Annotated in this window: 22 protein-coding genes; 12 read left to right on the forward strand and 10 right to left on the reverse strand. The window is 66.0% G+C overall.

Annotated elements, in window-relative coordinates; genetic code table 11:
* Positions 1 to 198 precede the first annotated feature (198 nt).
* The 3 genes from gyrB to dnaA form a co-directional block, all read right to left on the reverse strand.
* Positions 199 to 2,673 (reverse strand): DNA topoisomerase (ATP-hydrolyzing) subunit B, encoded by a 2,475-nt coding sequence (gene gyrB, locus H0X95_RS22290; RefSeq protein WP_059721167.1) that lies wholly within the window; start codon positions 2,671 to 2,673, stop codon positions 199 to 201.
* 191 nt (positions 2,674 to 2,864) lie between these two features.
* Positions 2,865 to 3,971: a DNA polymerase III subunit beta gene (gene dnaN, locus H0X95_RS22295; RefSeq protein ID WP_006490996.1), complete on the reverse strand. Its 1,107-nt coding sequence runs from the start codon at positions 3,969 to 3,971 to the stop codon at positions 2,865 to 2,867.
* Between the two features lie 168 nt (positions 3,972 to 4,139).
* Positions 4,140 to 5,717 (reverse strand): chromosomal replication initiator protein DnaA, encoded by a 1,578-nt coding sequence (gene dnaA, locus H0X95_RS22300; RefSeq protein WP_059721166.1) that lies wholly within the window; start codon positions 5,715 to 5,717, stop codon positions 4,140 to 4,142.
* Positions 5,718 to 6,138: 421 nt separating this feature from the next.
* Here dnaA and rpmH point away from each other — a divergent pair, with 421 nt between their 5' ends.
* The 4 genes from rpmH to yidC all read left to right on the forward strand — a co-directional run bounded on the left by rpmH (position 6,139) and on the right by yidC (position 8,762).
* Positions 6,139 to 6,273 carry a 50S ribosomal protein L34 gene (rpmH, locus tag H0X95_RS22305; protein WP_004198824.1) on the forward strand — a complete coding sequence of 45 codons (135 nt, stop codon included), beginning with the start codon at positions 6,139 to 6,141 and terminating at the stop codon, positions 6,271 to 6,273.
* 15 nt (positions 6,274 to 6,288) lie between these two features.
* Complete coding sequence (gene rnpA, locus H0X95_RS22310; protein ID WP_006489941.1) at positions 6,289 to 6,750, forward strand: ribonuclease P protein component; 462 nt, start codon at positions 6,289 to 6,291, stop codon at positions 6,748 to 6,750.
* Between the two features lie 75 nt (positions 6,751 to 6,825).
* Entirely contained in the window at positions 6,826 to 7,092 is a 267-nt protein-coding gene (yidD, locus tag H0X95_RS22315) for a membrane protein insertion efficiency factor YidD (RefSeq protein WP_006489939.1), read from the forward strand.
* A gap of 8 nt (positions 7,093 to 7,100) precedes the next feature.
* Positions 7,101 to 8,762, forward strand: coding sequence for a membrane protein insertase YidC (gene yidC, locus H0X95_RS22320; protein ID WP_012329458.1), 1,662 nt, complete (start codon positions 7,101 to 7,103; stop codon positions 8,760 to 8,762).
* A gap of 124 nt (positions 8,763 to 8,886) precedes the next feature.
* Here yidC and H0X95_RS22325 read toward each other — a convergent pair whose 3' ends face one another.
* A complete protein-coding gene (locus H0X95_RS22325) occupies positions 8,887 to 9,321 on the reverse strand; it encodes a transcriptional regulator (protein ID WP_006489946.1) in 435 nt (144 codons plus the stop codon).
* 337 nt (positions 9,322 to 9,658) lie between these two features.
* On the opposite strand from H0X95_RS22325, the gene mnmE reads away from it, so the two are divergent.
* Positions 9,659 to 11,053: a tRNA uridine-5-carboxymethylaminomethyl(34) synthesis GTPase MnmE gene (gene mnmE, locus H0X95_RS22330; protein WP_059721165.1), complete on the forward strand. Its 1,395-nt coding sequence runs from the start codon at positions 9,659 to 9,661 to the stop codon at positions 11,051 to 11,053.
* Positions 11,054 to 11,194: 141 nt separating this feature from the next.
* Here the strand turns inward: mnmE and H0X95_RS36205 are convergent, their stop codons facing one another.
* The 4 genes from H0X95_RS36205 to H0X95_RS22345 all read right to left on the reverse strand — a co-directional run bounded on the left by H0X95_RS36205 (position 11,195) and on the right by H0X95_RS22345 (position 13,473).
* Positions 11,195 to 11,320 carry a hypothetical protein gene (locus tag H0X95_RS36205; RefSeq protein WP_257785894.1) on the reverse strand — a complete coding sequence of 42 codons (126 nt, stop codon included), beginning with the start codon at positions 11,318 to 11,320 and terminating at the stop codon, positions 11,195 to 11,197.
* A gap of 150 nt (positions 11,321 to 11,470) precedes the next feature.
* On the reverse strand, positions 11,471 to 12,829 hold the full coding sequence (locus H0X95_RS22335) for a sensor domain-containing diguanylate cyclase (RefSeq protein WP_111442811.1): 1,359 nt from the start codon (positions 12,827 to 12,829) through the stop codon (positions 11,471 to 11,473).
* Between the two features lie 109 nt (positions 12,830 to 12,938).
* Positions 12,939 to 13,187, reverse strand: coding sequence for a DUF2795 domain-containing protein (locus H0X95_RS22340; RefSeq protein WP_006489924.1), 249 nt, complete (start codon positions 13,185 to 13,187; stop codon positions 12,939 to 12,941).
* Between the two features lie 115 nt (positions 13,188 to 13,302).
* Positions 13,303 to 13,473, reverse strand: coding sequence for a hypothetical protein (locus H0X95_RS22345; RefSeq protein ID WP_006489933.1), 171 nt, complete (start codon positions 13,471 to 13,473; stop codon positions 13,303 to 13,305).
* Positions 13,474 to 13,624: 151 nt separating this feature from the next.
* Between H0X95_RS22345 and speG the strand changes: the two genes are divergently transcribed.
* From speG to H0X95_RS22360, 3 genes are all read left to right on the forward strand, one after another.
* Positions 13,625 to 14,182: a spermidine N1-acetyltransferase gene (speG, locus tag H0X95_RS22350; protein WP_062911472.1), complete on the forward strand. Its 558-nt coding sequence runs from the start codon at positions 13,625 to 13,627 to the stop codon at positions 14,180 to 14,182.
* A 487-nt stretch (positions 14,183 to 14,669) separates the two neighbouring features.
* Positions 14,670 to 15,017: a surface attachment protein Sap1 gene (gene sap1, locus H0X95_RS22355; RefSeq protein ID WP_006489950.1), complete on the forward strand. Its 348-nt coding sequence runs from the start codon at positions 14,670 to 14,672 to the stop codon at positions 15,015 to 15,017.
* A 188-nt stretch (positions 15,018 to 15,205) separates the two neighbouring features.
* On the forward strand, positions 15,206 to 15,760 hold the full coding sequence (locus tag H0X95_RS22360; RefSeq protein WP_006498691.1) for a YaeQ family protein: 555 nt from the start codon (positions 15,206 to 15,208) through the stop codon (positions 15,758 to 15,760).
* A 21-nt stretch (positions 15,761 to 15,781) separates the two neighbouring features.
* On the opposite strand, the gene H0X95_RS22365 is transcribed toward H0X95_RS22360, so the two are convergent.
* Positions 15,782 to 16,195: a VOC family protein gene (locus H0X95_RS22365; RefSeq protein WP_006498690.1), complete on the reverse strand. Its 414-nt coding sequence runs from the start codon at positions 16,193 to 16,195 to the stop codon at positions 15,782 to 15,784.
* Between the two features lie 431 nt (positions 16,196 to 16,626).
* Here H0X95_RS22365 and ada point away from each other — a divergent pair, with 431 nt between their 5' ends.
* The 3 genes from ada (at position 16,627) to gshA (ending at position 20,753) form a co-directional block, all read left to right on the forward strand.
* Positions 16,627 to 17,718 (forward strand): bifunctional DNA-binding transcriptional regulator/O6-methylguanine-DNA methyltransferase Ada, encoded by a 1,092-nt coding sequence (gene ada / locus H0X95_RS22370; RefSeq protein WP_034201204.1) that lies wholly within the window; start codon positions 16,627 to 16,629, stop codon positions 17,716 to 17,718.
* Entirely contained in the window at positions 17,715 to 18,674 is a 960-nt protein-coding gene (locus tag H0X95_RS22375) for a DNA-3-methyladenine glycosylase family protein (RefSeq protein ID WP_006492382.1), read from the forward strand. The genes ada and H0X95_RS22375 overlap by 4 nt, the downstream gene beginning before the upstream one ends.
* A gap of 465 nt (positions 18,675 to 19,139) precedes the next feature.
* Complete coding sequence (gene gshA / locus H0X95_RS22380) at positions 19,140 to 20,753, forward strand: glutamate--cysteine ligase (protein ID WP_059721163.1); 1,614 nt, start codon at positions 19,140 to 19,142, stop codon at positions 20,751 to 20,753.
* Positions 20,754 to 20,840: 87 nt separating this feature from the next.
* On the opposite strand, the gene H0X95_RS22385 is transcribed toward gshA, so the two are convergent.
* Complete coding sequence (locus H0X95_RS22385; RefSeq protein ID WP_059721162.1) at positions 20,841 to 21,158, reverse strand: DUF4148 domain-containing protein; 318 nt, start codon at positions 21,156 to 21,158, stop codon at positions 20,841 to 20,843.
* Between the two features lie 422 nt (positions 21,159 to 21,580).
* On the opposite strand from H0X95_RS22385, the gene H0X95_RS22390 reads away from it, so the two are divergent.
* Complete coding sequence (locus H0X95_RS22390; protein WP_006498686.1) at positions 21,581 to 23,221, forward strand: L-lactate permease; 1,641 nt, start codon at positions 21,581 to 21,583, stop codon at positions 23,219 to 23,221.
* Positions 23,222 to 23,259: the final 38 nt, after the last annotated feature.

Here is a 23,259-nt window from a genome sequence, read left to right on the forward strand (position 1 = left end):
CCGTAACGGTGAGCAAGTGTCTTGGTGCCGGCCTCTCCAGCCAGGTACGCCTGAACCACTCGACGCCGAAAACGTTCGTCGTACTTCGTCATGAAAAACACCCCAAAGGTTGGATCTAGTCCAACTTCGTGGGGTCAGTTCAAAGTTTCTCAACTTATGGGGCCGTTTTTCTCAGGTTATGTGTCTATCTACAGAACATCAAACGTCAATATTCCCCGCCCGCAACGCATTCGACTCGATAAACGCCCGTCGCGGCTCGACGTCATCCCCCATGAGGGTAGTAAAGATCCCATCCGCCGCAATCGCGTCCTCGATCTGCACACGCAGCAGGCGCCGCACCGCCGGATCCATCGTCGTTTCCCACAGCTGCTCGGGGTTCATCTCGCCGAGCCCCTTATAGCGTTGTTTGGAGACGTTGCGTTCAGCATCCGCAAGCAGCCACTTCATCGCGCTCTTGAAGTCCGCCACGGCCATGCTGCGCTCACCGCGCTTGATGACCGCACCTTCCCCAATCAGCCCCTTGAACGTATTCGCCGTCGTCACGAGCTGCTGATAATCCGCCGTGTGCTGGAATTCCTGGTCGATGACCGAAACGCGCACGTTGCCGTGATGCGTCCGCTCGACATGCAGCGCCCGCTGTTCGCGAACCGCGTCATACGAAGGCACAACCCGCACTTCGTTCTTCAGCGCTTCATCATGCAAAGCAGCATGAAGAGCCTTCGCCGAAGCCTCCGTCGAAGCCTCATTGGAGAGATCGATCACCACCCCATCCATGACCGCTTCCAGCGCGGCCGGGTCATACAACCGGCTCAACCGCTCGATCACGCTCTGCGACAGCAGATACGACCGTGCCAGCTCCCCAAGCGCATCCCCAGAAATCGCCGCCGCATTCTCACCCGGCACGAGCTCCGACCCTTGCAGCGCCAACCGCAGCATGTGCGCGTTGAGCTCCACGTCGTCCTTCAGATACCGTTCGTCCTTGCCCGCCTTGATCTTGTAAAGCGGCGGCTGCGCGATATACACGTACCCGCGCTCGATCATGTCCGGCATCTGGCGATACAGGAACGTGAGCAGCAGCGTCCGGATGTGCGCACCGTCGACGTCCGCGTCGGTCATGATGATGATGCGGTGATAGCGCAGCTTGTCGAGGTTGTAGTCTTCCTTGCCGATCCCGCACCCAAGCGCGGTCACGAGCGTGACGATCTGTTCCGACGACAGCAGCTTGTCGTAGCGTGCCTTCTCGACGTTCAGCACCTTGCCGCGCAGCGGCAGGATCGCCTGGAACTTCCGATCACGCCCTTGCTTGGCCGACCCGCCTGCCGAGTCACCCTCGACGATGTAGATTTCGCACTTCGCCGGGTCTTTCTCCTGGCAGTCAGCGAGCTTGCCCGGCAGGCCAACGCCATCGAGCACGCCCTTACGGCGCGTCATCTCACGCGCCTTCCGCGCAGCATCACGCGCCCGCGCAGCCTCAACGATCTTCCCGCAGATGATCTTCGCGTCGATCGGCGTTTCCAGCAGGAATTCTTCCAGAGCCTTCGCCACAACTTCCTCAACCGGCGCACGCACTTCGGACGACACCAGCTTGTCCTTCGTCTGCGAGCTGAACTTCGGCTCCGGCACCTTCACGGACAGCACGCACGACAGCCCTTCGCGCATGTCGTCGCCGGTCGTCTCGACCTTCGCCTTCTTCGCGATTTCGTTGTCGGTGATGTACTTGTTGATGACGCGCGTCATCGCGGCCCGCAGGCCGGTCAAGTGCGTGCCGCCGTCGCGCTGCGGAATGTTGTTCGTGAAGCACAGCACGTTTTCGTTGTAGCTGTCGTTCCACTGCATCGCGACTTCGACGCCCACGCCGTCCTTCTCGCCGTTGGCGAAGAACACCGTCGGGTGCAGCGTGCTCTTCGTCTTGTTGATGAATTCGACGAAGCCCTTCACACCGCCGGCGAACGCGAAATCGTCTTCCTTGCCCGAACGCAGGTCGGTGAGGCGAATCCGCACGCCGTTGTTCAGGAACGAAAGCTCGCGCATCCGCTTCGCGAGGATGTCGTAGTGATACTCGACCGTGCCGAAAATGGTCGGATCGGCCATGAAGTGCACTTCGGTGCCGCGGTTCTCGGTGTCGCCGGTCACGAGCATCGGCGACACTTCCACGCCGTCCACCACCTCGATCACGCGATCCTGCGCGACGCCGCGGTGGAACTCCATGAAACGCTTCTTGCCGTCGCGGCGCACGGTGAGGCGCAGCCAGCTCGACAGCGCGTTCACGCACGACACGCCCACGCCGTGCAGGCCGCCCGACACCTTGTAGCTGTTCTGGTCGAACTTGCCGCCGGCGTGCAGCTCGGTCATCACGATCTCGGCGGCGCTGCGCTTCGGTTCGTGCTTGTCGTTCATCTTCACGTCGGTCGGAATCCCGCGGCCGTTGTCGGTCACGGAAATCGAGTTGTCGGCGTGAATCGTCACGTGGATGTCGTTGCAGTACCCGGCCAACGCTTCGTCGATCGAGTTGTCGAGCACCTCGAACACGAGGTGGTGCAGACCGGTGCCGTCCGACGTGTCGCCGATGTACATCCCGGGGCGCTTGCGCACCGCTTCCAGACCTTCGAGGATCTGGATCGACGAGGCGCCGTAGCTGCTGTTATCGGGTTGCGAATTGTGCTGTTCACTCATGGATATCTTCCGGTTCTGCGGGGCCACTCTCGTGGCGGCGCGGTGCGTTTCAGCGAGAAATCGCCGGGCCGCTCCAGTTTCCTGGCCCGCCCCAGGTGCCGAAAAGGCACCAAAGGGACGGGTTGTCAGTTCGCCATAAAAACGCCAAAGGGGCTTGCCGCCCCCTGGTGTGTGTCGCGATGTCGAGCGCGTCAGATGCGCATCGGCATCACGACATACTTGAACTCGTCGTTCTCGGGCACGGTGATCAGCGCGCTCGAGCTGGCGTCGCCGAGGCTCACCTGCACGGTGTCGACCTTCAGGTTCGCGAGCACGTCGAGCAGGTACGTGACGTTGAAGCCGATGTCGACGGTATCGCCCTGGTAGGCGATTTCGAGTTCTTCCTGCGCCTCTTCCTGATCGGCGTTGGTCGACATGATCTTCAACTGGCCCGGCGCGATGATGCAGCGCACGCCCTTGAACTTGTCCGAGGTCAGGATCGCCGCGCGCTGCAGCGAACGCTGCAGTTCTTCGCGGCCGATCTCGAACGTGTTCTTGTGCGCCTTCGGGATCACGCGCTGGAAGTCGGGGAACTTGCCCTCGACGAGTTTCGACACGAGCTCGACCTGGCCGAACGTGAACTTGGCCTGGGTCTGCGCGATGTCGATGGTGACGGTGTCGTCGATGTCTTCGAGCAGGCGCTGCAGCTCGAGAATCGTCTTGCGCGGCACGATGACTTCCTGGCGGCCGAACGTGCCGCCTTCGAGCTTCATCGACGAGAACGCGAGGCGGTGGCCGTCGGTGGCCACGGCCATCAGCTGGTCGCCGTCGACGACGAGCAGCATGCCGTTCAGGTAGTAGCGGATGTCCTGCTGCGCCATCGCGAAGTGCACCATGCCGAGCAACTGGCGGAACGACTTCTGCGGGACGGTGAGCGTGGCGCCGAAATCCTTCGCCTGCGCGACGGTCGGGAACTCGTCGGCCGCCAGCGTTTGCAGCGCGAAGCGGCTCTTGCCCGATTGAACGGTGAGGCGCTTGTCGGCGAGCGACAGCGTGACCTGGCCGTCAGGCATCGCACGCAGGATGTCGAGCAGCTTGCGGGCCGCGACGGTGGTCGCGATCTGGTCGCCGCCGACGCCGAAATCGGCGCGCGTGGTGATCTGCAGCTCCAGGTCGGTCGACAGGAATGAAACGTCCGGGCCGTTCTTGGTGATCAGCAGGTTGGCGAGGATCGGCAACGTATGGCGGCGTTCGACGATGCCGCTGACCGTTTGCAGCGGCCTGAGGAGGGTGTCTCGTTCGGTCTTGACCAGTTGCATAGAGTTCCTTCGTTGAGTAACGGCCTGCAGCGCAGCAGCCACGCAGCGCCCCGCCGGCCGGGCTCTTGGCCCGCCACCACCGGGGCGGTCAAACCAGTATTGTGCCTCAAAACCGAACCGCCCCCCTTAAATTGGGGCGGAGGCCGAATTATCAAGCGCGGCGCGCGCTCAGCCCTTCAGCGTCTGTTCCAGCACGTGCAGCTCGTGGTTGAGCTGCGCGTCCTTGCTGCGCTCGTCGGCGATCTTGCGCACCGCGTGCAGCACGGTGGTGTGATCGCGCCCGCCGAACAGCTCGCCGATTTCCGGCAGGCTCTTCTGCGTGAGTTCCTTCGCCAGGTACATCGCAATCTGCCGCGGCCGCGCGATGTTCGCGGGACGCTTCTTCGAATACATGTCCGCGACCTTGATGTTGTAGAAGTCGGCGACGGTCTTCTGGATGTTCTCGACCGAAATCTGCCGGTTCTGCACGGTCAGCAGGTCCTTCAGCGCTTCCTTGGTCAGCTCGATCGAGATCTCGCGGCCGTGGAACTTCGAATACGCGAGGATCTTGCGCAGCGCGCCTTCGAGCTCGCGCACGTTCGAGCGCAGGTGCTTCGCGACGAAGAACGCGACGTCTTCCGACAGGTTCACGCCTTCCGACTGCGCCTTGCGCATCAGGATCGCGACGCGCATTTCCAGCTCGGGCGGCTCGATCGCGACGGTGAGGCCCGAGTCGAAGCGCGAGATCAGGCGATCGTCGATGCCCGAAATCTCCTTCGGATACGTGTCGCTGGTGATGATCACCTGCGCCTTGTTCGCGACGAGCGCCTCGAACGCGTAGAAGAATTCCTCTTGCGTGCGCGACTTGCCGGAGAAGAACTGGATATCGTCGATCAGCAGCAGGTCGAGCGAATGGTAGTAGCGCTTGAAGTCGTCGAACGCCTTGCGCTGGTACGCCTTCACCACGTCCGACACGTATTGCTCGGCGTGGATGTAGCGGATGCGCGCGCCGGCCTTGTCGAGCAGCAACTGGTTGCCGATCGCGTGGATCAGGTGGGTCTTGCCGAGGCCGACGCCGCCGTACAGGAACAGCGGGTTGTACGAGATGCCGGGGTTGTCCGCGACCTGGATCGCGGCGGCGCGCGCGAGCTGGTTGGCTTTACCGGTCACGAAGTTGTCGAACGTGAGCACCGGGTTCAGCTTCGAACGTTCGTACATCGAATCGGCTTCGCCGCCGTTCGCGGGCGCGGCGCCCGGGCCCGGACGCCACGTGCGGCGGCCGGCCGCCGCTTCGTGCGCGGGCAGGCTCGGCAGGTCGATGTCGGCGTCGTCGGCGTTCAGGTGGTGCGCGGCGGCCGCCGACGGCGTCATCGGCACGTCGGCCGGCGCGGCGGGCGCAGCGGAAGCATTCGCGGTCAGGTTGGCGGCGATCGCGGCGACCGTCGCGGCGGGGCCGTTCGGCGCCAGCGGTGCACGCGGGACGGCCGGTGCGGCACCCGCGGGGGCGCTGCGCATGCCGGCCTTCGGATCGAGGACGAACTGGACTTCGATCGGCGTGTTCCAGAATTCGCGGGCCAGATCGGCGATCCGGCCCGAAAACTGGCTCTTGACCCAGTCCAGCTTGAAGCGGTTCGGCGCGGCGATGGACAGCGTGTTCGCCGACGCATCGAAGGCCACCGGGGCCAAGGGTTTGATCCACGTCACGTACTGCTGGGGCGTCAGCTCGCGCTCCAGCAGTGCGGAACAGTGTTGCCAGAAATCGTTCATCAAGTAACTGTCGTTTTTTGCGTGCACAGCGCGGCTCGCCGGCGCCCTTGTCGCGGTTGCGCAACAAGGCCCGAAGCGGTCGTGCGAGCGTGCCTCGGACGCCTGCGTCACAGTCTTGGAGGGGCAGGCGCGAGCCGAAGCGGCGTGCGGGATTCTTGGAGATAAGGCGAGATTCTAACGCCAAACGCGGCCACAGCGGGACTTATCCACAGGCCGGTTGTGTGGGTCGCGGGGCCGGATCGGCGCGGGCCGGCACAGGCGGACGACTCGTAAAGTATTGACCGTCAAGAGAAAAACGGTTTAAATAGCGGGTTCCGCGAAAACCAATCCTGTATTCCCGGCGATTGCGTTCGCCCGAATGCCTCCGGTTAAGGGCACGCGGTCCCCTGAATTTCGACATTCTCGAACAAGTGAGAACATCATGAAACGTACTTACCAACCGTCCGTGACGCGCCGCAAGCGCACCCATGGCTTCCGTGTCCGCATGAAGACGGCAGGTGGCCGCAAGGTCATCAACGCTCGCCGCGCGAAGGGCCGCAAGCGCCTCGCCATCTAAGGCAGGTTGCGCGCTGTGTCCGCCGTCCGCAGTCCTGCGGAAGGTGCCGTCGAGCCGGGTGCGAATCCGTCGCAGACGAAAGCCGCCTTCCCGAAAGCTGCGCGACTTCTGAAAACGGATGAATTTTCATCCGTTTTTCGTTTGCGCCCCTGGCGGCGCTCCGCGCACTTCGTGATTTACGGCAAGCCGACCGGTCAGCCCGCACGCCTGGGGCTCGTCATCGGCAAGAAGTATGCGCCGCGAGCGGTCACCCGTAACCTCGTGAAGCGGCTGGCGCGCGATCAGTTTCGCCTGCGCCGCGCCGAATTCGCAGGTTACGACCTGCTGCTGCGGCAGCACACGCGCTTCGACAAGAAAGCGCTGCCGAGCGCGGCTTCCGCCCCGCTCGCGGCGATGTGCGCGGCCGAGATCCGCGAACTGCTCGACAGGGCAGTCCGGGAAATCGCCCGCCGTGCGTCGAAGCCCGCGTCCGAGTGACGCATCCGTGCCCCGCGCGGCGTTCGCGCCCGCCCGGCCGGTTTTGACGCGGCGTCGTACGGCGCCGCCCAAGGTATGAAAACGGTATTGATCGCCTTGCTGCGCTTCTACAAGGTTGCCGTGAGCCCGATGCTCGGCAACCGTTGCCGTTTTTATCCTTCCTGTTCGGATTACGCGCGCGAGGCAATCCAGTATCATGGCGCCGCGCGCGGCACGTATCTCGCCGTCAGGCGCGTGTGCCGATGCCATCCGTTTTCCGCGGGCGGCATCGACCTCGTCCCGCCGCCCAACTCCGACACTCGCGCTCGCGGCGAAGCCGACGCGCGGTCCCATCGACTCTGAGACAACGCATGGATATCAAACGCACCGTCCTATGGGTGATCTTCTTCATGTCAGCTGTCATGCTGTACGACAACTGGCAGCGGGACCATGGACGCCCGTCGATGTTCTTCCCGAGCGCCACGCACACGGCTCCGGCCGCTGCCGGCGGCGCATCGGGCACGGGCGCGACGACGACCGCAGGTGACGTGCCTGCCGCCGCAGCCGGCGCCGCGCCGTCGACGACGGCCCCGGCCGCGCAGGCGCAGCTCGTGAAGTTCTCGACCGACGTGTACGACGGCGAAATCGACACGCGCGGCGGCACGCTCGCGAAGCTGACGCTGAAGAAGCAGGGCGACGGCAAGCAGCCCGACCTGTACATCACGCTGTTCGACCACACGGCCGGCCACACGTACCTCGCACGCACGGGCCTGCTCGGCGGCGATTTCCCGAACCACAACGACGTCTACACGCAGCTGAACCCCGGCTCGACGTCGCTGACGGGCGACCAGAACACGCTGAAGCTGTCGTTCGAATCGCCGGTGAAGGGCGGCGTGAAGGTCGTGAAGACCTACACGTTCACGCGCGGCAGCTACGTGATCGGCGTCGACACCAAGATCGACAACGTCGGCACGGCGCCCGTCACGCCGACGGTCTACATGGAACTCGTTCGCGACAACACGGCCGTCGAAACGCCGATGTTCTCGCACACGTTCCTCGGGCCGGCGGTCTACACGGACGCGAAGCACTTCCAGAAGATCGACTTCAGCGACCTCGACAAGAACAAGGCGAACTTCGAGAAGTCCGCGGACAACGGCTGGGTCGCGATGGTGCAGCACTACTTCGCGTCGGCGTGGATCCCGCAGCAGGGCGCGAAGCGCGACATCTACGCTGAAAAGATCGATCCGGCGCTGTACCGCGTCGGCGTGAAGCAGCCGGTCGCCGCGATCGCGCCGGGCCAGTCGGCCGACGTGCAGGCGCGCCTGTTCGCCGGTCCGGAAGAAGAGCGCATGCTCGAAGGCATCGCGCCGGGCCTGGAGCTCGTGAAGGACTACGGCTGGGTGACGATCATCGCGAAGCCGCTGTTCTGGCTGCTCGAGAAGATCCATGGCTATGTCGGCAACTGGGGCTGGGCGATCGTGCTGCTGACGGTGCTGATCAAGGCCGTGTTCTTCCCGCTGTCGGCCGCGAGCTACAAGTCGATGGCGCGCATGAAGGAAATCACGCCGCGCATGCAGGCGCTGCGCGAACGCTTCAAGAGCGATCCGCAGAAGATGAACGCCGCGCTGATGGAGTTGTACAAGACCGAGAAGGTCAATCCGTTCGGCGGCTGCCTGCCGGTCGTGATCCAGATCCCGGTGTTCATCTCGCTGTACTGGGTGCTGCTCGCGTCGGTGGAAATGCGCGGCGCACCGTGGATTCTGTGGATTCACGACCTGTCGCAACGCGATCCGTTCTTCATCCTGCCGGTGCTGATGGCCGTGTCGATGTTCGTGCAGACGAGCCTGAACCCGACGCCGCCGGACCCGGTCCAGGCGAAGATGATGAAGTTCATGCCGATCGCGTTCTCGGTGATGTTCTTCTTCTTCCCGGCAGGTCTCGTGCTGTACTACGTCGTGAACAACGTGCTGTCGATCGCGCAGCAGTACTACATCACGCGCAAGCTCGGCGGCGTCAAGAAGAAGCCGGCCTGACGCGCGTTGCAGCCGCGGGCGGCCCGCCGTCCGCGATGCTCGCAAAAAAAGCCGCATGGTTCATGACCATGCGGCTTTTTTGTTTCGCGGCGACGACGCCGGCGGCGCGTGCGGCTGCTGCCGTTCAGGCTTTCTTCGCTTCGAGTTTCGGATCGCCGTAGAACTGCTCGACCAGTTCCTGCACGAGGTAGCGCTGATGCGGCGACAAGGCCTCGATCTTCGATGCGAGTTCGATCGTCTCGGGTGTCGGCGGATAACGTTCGTCGCGCGGCAGCGGTTGCGGCGTCGGATGTTCGATTACGCTTGGCGACGGCCCGTAATGCAGCCAGTGCACTTCGACGCGCAACCATTCGGCGAGCGTTTCGAGTTTGTCCGACGTCGGGATCGTGCGGCCCGTCAGCCATTTGTGCGCGGTTTGCGGCGAAACGGGGTGCGTTCCGCGATGACGCAGATTGAATCGGTTCGCCAGTTCCGTCGCGCCCGTGACCTTCTCCGGGCTGCGCCGCAGGGCGAATTTCAGGCGTTCCGAGAACGCGGCTTTTTCTTCGGATGTCGGCATGGGGAGATTGTGCAATTCCATCGCCGCGTCCCAGACAACCATATGGGATAAACGTATCTCATTCGGACGAATCTCACCCTTGATCAGAATGGGGAATGAAATTGAGGGACGTAGTGCCAAGCCCCTCCGGCACGCATACTCGTCCGAAATGGCCGGTGTGTCATGACGCCGAACTGATACTCGGCTTATCCCCGGCGGGATAAATTCGGGCGTGTCCGAATCCGGCGGCGCGGCCGGTGGCGTGTGAGCCGGCACGCTACAATGCCGGCGTTCCGGTGCCCGAACTGTTGCGCGGGCGCACCATTGACTCGCTGATTACCCGATTTCTCCGATTCCCATGCTCGCTACCGATTCCGATCCGATCGTCGCTATTGCCACCGCTGCCGGCCGGGGCGGCATCGGGGTCGTCCGCGTGTCGTTCGGGCGCGGCGGCGAGGCGGCCGCGCTGCCGCTGATCGACGCGTTGTGCGGGCAGAAGCTCGCGCCGCGTCATGCGAGCTACGTGCCGTTTCTCGACGCGCACGGCGCGCCGCTCGACCGCGGGATCGCGCTGTATTTCCCGGCGCCGCATTCGTACACCGGCGAGCACGTGCTCGAGCTGCAGGGGCATGGCGGGCCGATCGTGATGCAGCTGCTGCTGCAGCGCTGCCTGGATGCGGGGCGCGGCTTCGGGCTACGGCTCGCGGAACCGGGCGAATTCACGCGGCGCGCGTTCCTGAACGACAAGCTCGACCTCGCGCAGGCCGAGGCCGTCGCCGACCTGATCGAGGCGAGCACCGAGGCCGCGGCGCGCTCGGCCGGACGTTCGCTCGACGGCGCGTTCTCGCGGCAGATCCACACGCTCGTCGACGACGTGATCACGCTGCGGATGCTGGTCGAGGCGACGCTCGATTTTCCGGAGGAGGAAATCGACTTCCTCGAAGCGGCCGACGCGCGCGGCAAGCTCGCGAAGATCCGCGCGCAACTCGCGCACGTGCTCGGCGATGCGCGTCAGGGCGCGTTGTTGCGTGAAGGGCTGTCGGTCGTGCTCGCGGGGCAGCCGAACGTCGGCAAGTCGTCGCTGCTGAATGCGCTGGCGGGCGCCGAGCTGGCGATCGTCACGCCGATTGCCGGCACGACGCGCGACAAGGTGGCGCAGACGATCCAGGTCGAAGGGATTCCGCTGCACATCATCGATACGGCCGGGTTGCGCGAGACGGAGGACGAAGTCGAACGGATCGGCATTGCGCGCACGTGGAGCGAGATCGAGCGCGCGGACGTCGTGCTGCATCTGCTCGATTCGCGCACGGGGATGACGGCGGACGACGAAACGATCGCCGCGCGGTTTCCGGCCGGCGTGCCGGTGGTGCGCGTGCTGAACAAGACGGACCTGACCGGCGTGCCGGCATGCGTCGAGCATCCGGCGGCGGAAGGCGATCTGACCGAGGTGCATCTGTCGGCGAAACGCGGCGACGGGATCGACATGCTGCGCGCGGAGCTGTTGCGGATCGCCGGGTGGCAGGCGGGGGCCGAGGGTGTGTATCTGGCGCGCGAGCGGCATCTGATCGCGCTGCGGGCCGCGCAGGAACATCTCGCGCAGGCGGCGGATCATGCGGAGCAGCGTGCGCAGTCGCTCGATCTGTTTGCCGAAGAGCTGCGGCTCGCGCAGGAGCAGCTCAATGCGATTACCGGGGAGTTCACGTCGGATGATCTGCTGGGGGTGATTTTCAGCAGGTTTTGTATTGGGAAGTGAGCGGGCACGGAACTGTCCGTTGCCGCTGCCAGCGGCGTGCCATCGAGTACGAACGGCATGGGCGCTCACGCATCGTCATTGCCGGATGCCGAAACGAATTCAAACATCCGGAATGATGACGCAGTGCTCGGTCGGAAGACGTCAATCCCAATGACGATGATGATGGTAATACCCACCCCCACCGTAATACCCGCCACCGTCAGGCACCACGATACAGCCGCTCAACAACACGGCGACGCCGGCAATCAGCAAAAAGGCCTTCTTCATCGCGTTCACCTGCTCGGGTTCAATATGAAACCCAGCATAGCGAGCGGCTCCGGCCCAGGCTGTAAGCGATCGTATCCCCGCGCCGCAATCCGTAACGGCGGATTATTCCGGTCACATTGACCGTAACAATTCGCCAAACAGCAGACGTTTTCAGGCGACGACGACCCGGTTTCGCCCCGCATCCTTCGCGCGATACAGCGCGGCATCCGCAGCTTCGATCAGCGCGTCGGGGGTCGACAGATCGTCGGCCGACACGGTCGCGCAGCCGACGCTGACGCTCACGCGCCCGGCCGGCGAGTCGGGCATCGCGAGGTCGAGCCGCAGCACGGCTTCGCGCACTTCGTCGGCCACCACCCGCGCACCGCGCGCGCCGGTGTTCGGCAGCACGATCGCGAACTCCTCGCCGCCGTAGCGCGCGACGATGTCGGCCGGCCGCCGCACCGCGCCGGCCAGTGCATTCGCGACGGCGATCAGGCACGCATCGCCCTTCACGTGACCGAACGCGTCGTTGTACGCCTTGAAGCGATCGACGTCGACCATCAGCAGCGACAGCGGTTCGCCTTGCCGCCGCGCCTGCAGGAACAGCGTATGGAAATGGTCGTTGAAGTGGCTGCGGTTGAACGCGCCCGTGAGACCGTCGCGCGCGGAAGAGCGGATCAGCGTCGCGTGCGCTTCGAACAACTGCTGATACAGCATCGTCACTTCCCACGCGAGCACGCACACGAGCACGCCGGGCGTGAACATGCTGAACACGCGCGCGACATACCAGCCGACCGTGAAGCGGTTGGTGGACAGCAGGTTCAGCGTCGTATCGGTGAGACAGGCGAGCACCGCGATCGCGAGCCACAGGTCGAGTGTCGTGCGCAGCCGGCCCGTGACCAGCACGGCCACGAGCGCGAGCGCGTTGAGGATCCACACGACGAGCGCGATGCCGTTGACGGGCAGCACGGCCGCGTCGCGCGGCGGATGGAACGCGGGCGGCAGCGACACGTTCAGCGCGAGCGCGCACAGCAGCGCCGCCGCGATGGCCGGCCCACCGACGAGCGCGAGGGTCCAGCGGCGCGTCTCTTTCGCGCCGACCGGGGCGCGCGTCAGCCGTTCGCGTGCGAACAGCGCGCCCATCACGAAACACGGAAAGCCGGCATGCCAGAAGACCCACATCCATGCGGCGCTTTGCGGGCGCGCGCCGAGCAGGCCATGTGGCGCGAACACGCCGGGAAAGGTGAGCAGTTGCAGCGCGACGGCGAGCGCGGTGAACGCATAGGCGCCGCCGAGCGCACCGAGCACGGGCTGGCGTGTCACGGTGAACTGCGCGCCGAGGAAGAACGCGGCGATGCTCGCGGTCGTGAACACGGTGAGCGCGCACATCGGCATGAAGGGCTCGACGGGCGGCAGCGCGACGTTCGCATGCGGCGCGGCGATCCCGAGCGTGAGCAGGATGACGAGCGCCGTCAGCGCGCCGAACCACAGCTGACGTTGCGTCGTGTGCTGGATCAGGATGCCTTCCATGGAGTCCCCCGGACACGCGTGCGACGCACCCGATCTTGCGCCGGGCGGCACGCCTGCCGATCGCGGCGCGACCGGTGCGGCCCGATCCTATCGCGTTATCGGGCTGCGCTCAAATGCCGAGCCCGGGGCCGAAGTTGCCGGCGACCCAGCGCGTGACGGCATCGACGTCCGCGTAGTCCTGCTCGGGCAGGCCGTCGAGCATCGACAGCACTTCGTTGCTGGCGCCGGCGTCGCGCGCGGCATCGACGATCGCGTCCTTGTTCGCCGGATAGCGGACGGCCGCCAGGACATCGGCGATCTGCAGGTCGATCGTTTCGTTCGGGATATCGTGCGGAGGAATGGTGGGCTTGTCGTTCACGTCGGCGTCTCGCGGGTGGGGCGGGAATCGGATCGAAGCGCAAGGGCCGTGCCCGGCATGTTACGCGGCCCGCGGTGCCCCGGCCGGCGCGGGTTGCGGATGGCGGCGATCGACGTCAATGCCCGCGTCGCACGCGGCGCCACGGATGCTTCCAGTCGATGTGCGGTGCGTTCTCGTCGCGCGGATGCTGGCGACGGTGCTCCTGCCAGAGTTCGTCGGAAAACAGCGCAGCCACGATGACGAGCGGCAGCACGAGGAAAATTCCGAGGATGACTTGCTCGATCACGATAGCCTCCTTGCGGTGGCAGGAACCCTTGCTCCCATTCTAGGCTCTGAACTTCGCCCGCGTTCAATTTCTTACAGTGCGAAACGGGCCCGAGCGCGGCCGCGCCGCGCGGGCGTTCCGCACGTGCGCCGGCCTCAAAAAGGACATGAACATGCAACTCCAGAACGATACCAACACGCTCGCGCTGCGGCCGCTGGAGCGCCAGGACCTGCGCTTCGTCCACGAACTCAACAACGACGCGAAGATCATGCGTTACTGGTTCGAGGAGCCGTACGAAACCTTCTCGGAACTGTCGCAACTGTACGACCGCCACGTACACGACCAGCGCGAGCGCCGTTTCGTCGCGGTCGATGCGCAAGATGAACTCGTCGGCCTCGTCGAGCTGATCGAGCTCGACTACATCCACCGCCGCGGCGAGTTCCAGATCATCATCGCGCCGCAGCGCCAGGGGCGCGGCTATGCGGGCCAGGCGACGCGCCTCGCGATCGAGTACGCGTTCAAGGTGCTGAACATGCGCAAGCTGTACCTGATCGTCGATACGTCGAATGCGGCGGCGATTCACGTGTACGAGAAATGCGGATTCCAGCACGAGGCCGAATTGAAGGAAGAATTTTTCGGGAATGGCGCGTATCACAACGCTTATCGGATGTGCATCTTCCAGCGCGATTATTTCGAGCGGCAGCGGGCCGGTGTGAATAACGCAGGGTAAACGCCATCGGTGAAAGGCGCTTGCGACGGGGCTTCGCGGGCGCCGAATAGACGCGGGGAACTACGGATAAATACGGATCCGCTTATACCTGGCATTTTTCTTGTATCAGGTAAATGCGATTGCGCGCTGCGGTAAAGTGGAATCGTTTCGGATGACTTTATGTGCGGCGCATCAAAATGATCCGGATATCGAAATGGATTATCCAAACCGTTCAATCGCTGCAGTGTAACTGGGATGAAAGCCTTGCCGGATAACGCTTTCCGCCCGGCATGACGAGGCTGTCCGCCGGGCAGCCCGCTTTTACCCGTCGCGCACACTGCGCGAAAACAGGCTGCGCACGGGGTGCGACAATCCGCCGCTATTGCGGTCGCACAACAAATGTGCTTGCTATCGTTTGCCGGTCTTCTAAAGTGAAAAACGCGGGTTCACGATCACCTTTAAACACATAGCTAACCCAGCCTGGTGCCCGCAAGCCTGGAGACAGAACATGATGAAGCGTACCGGTGTCCTCTTTGCCCTTGTCGGCGCATTTTGCGCTGTGTCGATTGCGCAGGCCGGCGGCGATTCGGCCGTCAAGCCGAAGCAGGAAATCCAGCTGACGAAGAACGCATGGGGCTGTCTGTCGAAAGACAATCTGGACTCCGTATTGAGTCACGAGCGTGACGGCAAGTCGCAGGCGAAGCAGCAGTATTTCGACGACTTCCGCTGCCTGTCGGTGCCGGAAGGCCAGCGCTTCCGCGTGGTGTCGGTCGATCAGGGCGACGTGCAGTTCGTCAGCGCCGACAACAGCGACCAGCAAGGCCTCTGGACCGATTCGCGCTTCGTCAAGCAATAACCGTCCATTCCCGCGCAGTCGCACGACGCGCGAGCGCGCCGGCTCGAGGAGCCGGCGGCGCGAACCGATCACGGCCCGGCGCATGCCGGGCCGTTGCGCTGTGGATCGCGCATCACGCACGCCGGACGGCGCGCATTCGGTATCATCACGGCCCGACCGAACCGAATGCCCGCCCGGGCCGCATCCGCATGGCGCTGAAATCCACGATCTACAAAGCCGAGCTGCAAATCGCCGACATGGATCGGCATTACTACGCCGATCACGCGCTGACGGTGGCGCGCCATCCGTCGGAAACCGACGACCGGATGATGGTGCGCATCGTCGCGTTCGCGCTGTTCGCGCACGAGCGGCTCGAGTTCTGCAAGGGGCTGTCGGACGTCGACGAGCCCGACCTGTGGCAGAAGGATCTGACGGGCGCGATCGACGTGTGGATCGAGGCCGGCCAGCCGGACGAACGACGCATCTCGAAGGCGGCCGGCCGCGCCGGACAGGTCACGGTGATCGCGTACGGCGGCAAGACGTCGGATATCTGGTGGCAGGGCGTGCGCAGCAAGGTCGAACGGCTGCGCAACGTGCAGGTGCTGTCGCTCGCCGACGGCGTCGCGGCCGCGCTCGGGCGGCTCGCCGAGCGCACGATGCGCCTGCAGTGCACGGTGCAGGACGGCGCCGCGTGGATCTCGAGCGCCGATCACGATCCGGTCGCGGTCGAGTGGACGGTACTGAAGGCGCGCGCGGACGCGTAACGGCCCGCGCGCCGGCCGCATTCAGCCGAGCGCCGCCGGCGGCCCCTTGAATTCGACCATGTTCCCTTCGGGATCGAACAGGTAGATCGACGGCCCGTAGCCGCCGGCGCCGTAGCGTTCGGCCGGTGCGCCGGGGCGCGCGCCATGCGCGGCGAAATGGGCGATCAATGCGTCGGGATCGAACGGCTCGACGCGCAGGCACAGGTGATCGAGGTTGCGCCCGGTGCCGGGCGGCCCGCTGTCGGGCCGGTCGATCGGGCCGCCGACCGTCAGCAGGTCGATCAGCGCGTCGCCGGCGCGCAGTTGCACGAGGCCCAGATCGGGCTGTTCCTTCTCCACATGGCAACCGACGGCGTCGCAGTAAAAGCGCGTCATCGCCGCCATGTCGGTCACGCGCAGCACGATGTGATCGATTCCGCGGATGGTGGGTTTCATGAGCGGGGGACTCCTTCGCAGTCGACGAGCATCGAGTGTAGACGCATCGCGCCTGCGCCGCCGGCCGGAACGCGGCACAATCGACGGACGAAAAAAAGCCCGTTCACGCAGCGCGGAACGGGCTTAATCCATATCAGGAGGAGACATGGAGGAGACAGTTCCAACTATACACACGGCGATGGTGCGACGCAATATTCCGATTGCAAAAAAACGTCAGGACGGCGATTTGTCGCATCCGCACTGCAGCAAAATGGTGACGGGACGATGACGAAAACCGCGCTGGAGCGGCCGCCGCGCGGGTTTCGTCGGATTTATCTCGATCGATGTGGCCCCGATTCGTCGGCATGAATCACAGAGCAAGATTCAGGGCGCGACGGCATGTGCCGATGGCTAGAGTAGGCACCATCTACACTAGAGAGTGCGAGGTTCAAATGAAAACCGCCTATCCGACCGATGATGCCCGCTGGGGCGCCGTGACCGAGCGCGATCCGCATGCGGACGGCGCGTTCTTCTATGGTGTCCGCACGACCGGCGTGTTTTGCCGCCCGACCTGCGCGTCGCGGCAGCCACGCCGCGAGAACGTGTCCTTTTTCACCGATCCGGCGGCCGCGCGCGCGGCCGGCTTCCGGCCCTGCAAGCGCTGCCAGCCGGAAGGGCTGCCGCGCGAACTGGACATCGTCAATCGCGCATGCGCGGTGCTCGACGCGCAGGCCGAGCGGCTCACGCTGCAGCAGTTGAGCGACGCCGTGCACGTGAGCCCGTTCCACCTGCAGCGGCTCTTCAAGCGCGTGGTCGGCGTGTCGCCGCGGCAGTACCAGGCCGCGCAGCGCGGCGCGGCGTTGCGGCAGGCGCTGCAAAGCGGGCAGCCGGTCACGCAGGCGGCCGTCGACGCGGGGTTCAACTCGCCGTCGCGGCTCTATGCGTCGGTGCCGCGCGAGCTGGGGATGGCGCCGTCCGCGTTCCGCCGTCAGGGCGCGGGCCTGCGGATCGACTATGCGACCGCGTCGACGTCGCTCGGCACGGTGCTGGTCGCCGCCACCGAACAGGGCATCTGCCGGATCGCGTTCGGCGACGACGCGGCGTCGCTCGTCGGCGAACTGAAGGACACGTTCGCGCGCGCCGAACTGGTCGAATCGTCCGCGCGGCTCGCGCCGTTCGTCACGCAGATCCGCGCGTATCTCGACGGTACGCGGCACGCATTCGACCTGCCGCTCGACATCGCGCCGACCGCATTCCAGCAGCGCGTGTGGGAAGCGCTGACGCACATCCCGTACGGCGAGACGCGCAGCTATTCGGAAATCGCCGAGGCGCTCGGCTCGCCGCGCGCGGTGCGGGCGGTCGCGTCCGCGTGCGCGTCGAATCCGGTCGCGCTCGCGATCCCGTGCCACCGCGTCGTGCAGAAGGGCGGCGCGCTCGCCGGCTATCGCTGGGGCGTGCGCCGCAAGGCGACGCTGCTCGCGGCCGAGGCGCGCCACGTTCACGACGATGAAGCCGAAGCCGAGACGGAGGGCAGTGCGGTTTGAGCATCGAGACGACAACGATCAAGTCCCTCGCGAACGGCGGCCCGGTGCCGCCGTCCGCGCAGATGGAGCTGCGCTACAAGGCGCCGTACGACTGGGCGCGCGTGCTGCGCTTCTTCAGCGGGCGCGCGATTCCGGGTGTCGAGCAGGTCGCCGACGGTGTATATCGCCGCATCGTCGATCTGCACGGCGATGCGGGCCGGCTTACCGTCACGAAACACCCGCGCAAGCATTGTCTGATCGCGACCGTCGAAGGGGCGGTCGCGCGTCACGTCGACGATGCATTCGCCGCGCGCGTCGCGACGATGTTCGACCTCGGCGCCGATCCGGCCGCGATCGGCGACGGGCTCGCGCGCGATCCGTGGTTCGCGCCGCTCGTCGACGCCGCGCCGGGGCTGCGCGTGCCGGGCGCGTGGTCGGGGTTCGAGCTGGCCGTGCGCGCGATCGTCGGCCAGCAGGTGAGCGTGAAGGCCGCGACGACGATCGTCGGCCGGCTCGTCGAACGGGCCGGCGAACGCGTGATGCAGGACGACGACGGCGCGCCCGCGTGGCGGTTTCCGACACCCGACGCGCTGGCCGCGTGCGATCTCGACAAGATCGGGATGCCCGGCAAGCGGGTGGCCGCGCTGACCGGCGTGGCGCGCGCGGTGGCGGCCGGCGACGTGCCGGTCGATCGCGCGCATGCCGATCTCGCGACGCTGCGCAGCGCGTGGCTCGACCTGCCCGGCATCGGCCCGTGGACGGTCGAGTACATCGCGATGCGTGCATGGCGCGACCCGGACGCGTGGCCGGCATCCGATCTCGTGCTGATGCAGTCGATCGCCGCGCGCGACCCGGCGCTCGACCGGCTCGCCAGCCAGAAGCGCCGCACTGAAGGCTGGCGGCCGTGGCGCGCGTATGCGGCGCTGCATCTGTGGAACGAAGTGGCCGACCGGGCAGGCGGCGCGCGCGGCGGGTAAGCGCGGCGGCCCGCGGCCGGGCGCGACCGCCGGAAGGCGGGGCTGCAACCCGGTGCGCAGGCGGCGCCGGCATGCGACAAGTGCCGGCGTGACGTGGCCCGTCATGGCGATGCCACGCCTCCGGCAACGGCCGGATGCCGCGCGTGCGACGTCTCCGGATGCGGGGTTTCCCGATCCATTCCGCGACACGGTTGCACCTGCCGCCCCCCGTTCGCCGCGCCCGTTCCATCCGACGAATTCCGCTGACCGGCGTGCCGATCGGCCTCGTCCCGACCCGGCGATCGGGGCCGGCGCTGCCGCGCCCGGCCCGTCCGATCGCCCGCTCAGGCCCGTGCGCCATGCCCGGAGCCACCTCAAGCGCGGGTTCCGGCGAGATGTTAAAGTGCCCGCTACCAACGAAGCGACCAACAATCCAGCCGGCCGCGCGCGGCGTTCTGCACGCGGCCGTCACGCACTTGCGTCTCCATGTCGAACACCATGACTCACCGCCAGTCCGAACTGCTGCTGAATCGCCTCGACGCGCTGAGCTCGGGCCCGACGCGGCAGCATCTGCCCGACGGCCTGCGCGGCATCGAAAAGGAAAGCCTGCGCGTGACGCGCGACGGGATGATCGCGTTCACGCCGCATCCGCGCGCGCTCGGTTCGGCGCTCACGCATCCGGCGCTGACGACCGACTATTCCGAAGCGCTGATCGAACTGATCACGCCCGCCGAGCGCGACGCCGCGCTCACGCTCGAGCGCCTCGACGATCTGCATCGCTACGTCTATGCATCGCTCGGCGACGAGATGCTGTGGAACGACTCGATGCCGGGCCTGCTGCCGGCCGACGACCAGATCCCGATCGCCGATTACGGCACGTCGAACATCGGCCGCCTGAAGACGGTGTACCGGCGCGGCCTCGCGTATCGCTACGGCCGCACGATGCAGTGCATCGCCGGTATCCACTACAACTACTCGCTGCACGAGGAAGTGTGGCGGCGCCTGCATGCGGAAGAAGGGTCCACGGCGACGCTCGTCGATTACCAGTCGGAACGCTATCTCGCGCAGATCCGCAACTTCCGCCGCCGCAGCTGGCTGCTGATGTACCTGTTCGGCGCGTCGCCGGTGCTCGACACCAGGTTCCTGCGCGGCAAGCCGCACAAACTCGATACGTTCGACGCCGATACGCTGTACCGGCCGTACGCGACCAGCCTGCGGATGAGCGATCTCGGCTACTCGAACACGACGGCCCAGGCCGCGCTGCACGTCGACTACAACACGCTGCCCGGTTATCTCGACGCGCTGTCGAAGGCCGTGAGCGAGCCGTATCCGGCGTACGAGGCGATCGGCACGCATCGCGACGGCGAGTGGATCCAGATCAACACGAACGTGCTGCAGATCGAGAACGAGTTCTACTCGACGATCCGGCCGAAGCGCGTCACGTATTCGGGCGAGCGGCCGCTGCATGCGCTCGCGTCGCGCGGCGTCCAGTACATCGAAGTGCGCTGCCTCGACATCGATCCGTTCGAGCCGACCGGCATCGCGCTGGAGACCGCGCGCTTCATCGACGCGTTCCTGCTCGCGTGCGCACTCGACGAAAGCGCGCCGCTCGACTGCGACGCGTACAAGGAAGCGAACGCGAACTTCGGCAGCGTGACGATGGACGGCCGCAAGCCGGGGCTCACGCTGACGCGCGACGGCCAATCGGTCACGCTGCAGCAGTGGGCCGACGAACTGATGGCCGATATCGAGATCGTCGGTCGCCGGCTCGACGAAATCCGCGGCGGCGACGAGCATGCGCGCGCGATCGCCGCGCAGCGCGACAAGCTCGCCGATCCCGAACGCACACCGTCCGCGCGCGTGCTGCGCACGATGCGCGAGAACGGCCAGTCGTTCCTCGCGTTCGCGCTCGCGCAGAGCGAAGCGCATGCCGCGCATTTCCGCGCGCATCCGCCGTCGGCCGAGACGCTGCGCACCGAGCAGGCGCTCGCCGCGAAGTCGCTGGCCGAGCAGGCCGAGCTCGAAGCGAAGGAGGCCGGATCGTTCGACGCATTCGTCGCCGCCTATCGCGCCTATACGCTGAACCGCTTCAGCGTGTGACGATCGCGCATGCGGCCGGCGCAGGGTGCGCCGCGCCGCTGCCGCGCGATCCGTCCGATTCCGTCGGTGATCGGGTCGGTGATCCGGTCAGTGATGCGCGTACGTGCCGCGATCGGCCGCGTGCGGCAGCGCCGGCTTGCCCGATTCCGTGTGGGACCGGCCGTCGCTGCCGTAACCGGCCGCGTGGCCCTCACTGCGCGCCTGCGCCGCGCGCTGCATGACCGCCTGCATATTTTCCGGAAAGTCCGGACTGCTTGCGAGGCTCGTCCGGTAGCCGGCCGCCTGCAGCTCCACGAGCTCCTGGCGGACCTGCGCGCGCGTGAGTGTCGACGCGGCTTGCGCGTGAGCGGCGAACGCCGCGCCGATCAGCACGAACGCGCATGCCGCGTGTTTCATCGTCTTCATCGTGTGTGCTCCGTGAGGTTCCGGTGCCGCGCCGTTGCTGGCGCGGGCGGAAACGATGCAGCCAGTCTAGGCTTCGGAGGCCAAACGAAACATCCTCGTGGCTGGCAGTCACCTTTTCCGGTCGCGCAACATTGCGCGCGCACCGGTGAGCCGGCCGCGACGGGTTGCCTGTCGAACGCGACAGCTGCGCGCCATCTGCCGGTCATCGTGCGGCGGACGATCCGCATCGGCTCGCCCGCATCGGGCTTCTCCCCCCTTGTACAAGCGCGTCGCGCCTCCTAACCTCTTTTAAGCGACCGATCGGTTGGCCGCGCAACGTCGTTGCGTACGCAAGCGCCCGATCGTGGTCGTGACCGCAGGACATCGCCTTGACCCGAACCCGGCACATCGACATGCGCGCCCGGGTCGACTCTGGAGACACGATGAATCCCACCGACGCCCTACCGCCCGGCATCGTCTTCGCGCAACCGTTGACGCCCGTCGCCCACTCGCTGCTCCTGTCGTTCCTCGTCGCCGCGATCCCGATCGCGGTCGCGCTGATCGCGCTCGGCGTGCTGCGTCGCCCCGCGTGGCAGGCGTCGCTGGCCGGGCTCGTCGCGGGCCTCGCGGTCGCGATCGGCGCGTGGGGGATGCCGGCCGGGCTCGCGTTCAACGCGGTCGGCGCCGGCATGGCGCTCGCGGTCGTGCCGGTGATGTGGATCGTCTTCAACGCGCTGCTGCTCTACAACATCGCGGTGAAGTCGGGCCGCTTCGACCAGTTCCGGCAGTGGATGCTCGACAACCTGCCCGACGATCGCCGCCTCGTGCTGCTCGTCGTCGCGTTCTCGTTCGGTTGTCTGCTCGAAGGGATCTCCGGATTCGGCACGCCGGTCGCGATCACGAGCGCGCTCTTGATCGCGCTCGGCTTCCCCGCGCTCGAAGCGCTCACCTACACGCTGCTGTTCAACACGGCGCCGGTCGCGTTCGGCGCGCTCGGCGTGCCGATCACCGTGCTCGGCGCGGTCACGTCGCTGCCGCCCGCGACGCTCGCGCAGATGGTCGGCCGCCAGTTGCCGTTCTTCGCGCTGCTGCTGCCGTTCTACGTGGTCGGCGCATACGGCGGGCTGCGTTCGATCGCGAAGCTGTGGCCCGCGCTGCTCGTGTCGGGCGGCAGCTTCGCGCTCGCGCAGTTCGTCACGTCGAACTTCCTCGGCTACCAGCTCACCGACGTGCTGTCGTCGCTCACGTCGCTGATCGTGACGATCGGCTTCCTGCAGCTGTGGAAGCCGCAGCCCGATCCGCAATACGCGCTGGCGCGCAGCGTGCCGGCCGCCGCCGGCGCCGCGCGCGCGGGCTTCGGCGGCTGGTTGCCGTGGCTCGTCGTGTCGGTGGTCGTGATCGTGTGGGTACACGCGAACGTCGCGGCGATCGGCGACGTGAAGATCAAGTGGCCGGGCCTGCACAACGCCGTGTACGTGTCGCTGTACCACAAGCCGTATGCGGCGATCTGGGATTTCCAGCCGCTCGGCACGGGCACCGCGATCCTGCTGTCGGCGATCGTCACGGCCGCGCTGACGCGTACCGGCCCCGGCGCGTTCGTCGAATGCGTGGTGAAGACGTGGCGGCAGACGTGGATCGCGATCGTCACGGTGATGATGATCGTCGGGCTCGCGTACCTGCTGAACTACTCGGGCATCAGCTATACGCTCGGCACCGGCGTCGCGTCGACCGGTGCGCTGTTCCCGCTGGTGTCCGCGTCGCTCGGCTGGATCGCCGTGTTCCTGTCCGGCAGCGACACGTCGGGCAACGCGCTGTTCGGCAACCTGCAGGTCGTCGCCGCGCGCCAGCTCGGCCTCGATCCGGTGCTGATGGCCGCCACCAACTCGTCGGGCGGCGTGATGGGCAAGATGATCTCGCCGCAGAACATCGCGACGGGCGTATCGACGACGGACCTGAAAGGGCAGGAGGGCGTCGTGTTCGCGCGCACCTTCTGGCACAGCGTGATCCTCACGCTGTTGCTCGGCGTGCTGGTGTTCCTGCAGCAGCACGTGCTGACCTGGATGATTCCGGCGCTGCCGAAGTGACGCGGCGCCGCGACAGAAGAAGGCACGAGGAAAGCAAC

Origin of the sequence: Burkholderia sp. 9779_493, from assembly GCF_015712215.1 — a bacterium.
Classification (GTDB): Bacteria; Pseudomonadota; Gammaproteobacteria; order Burkholderiales; family Burkholderiaceae; genus Burkholderia; species Burkholderia cenocepacia.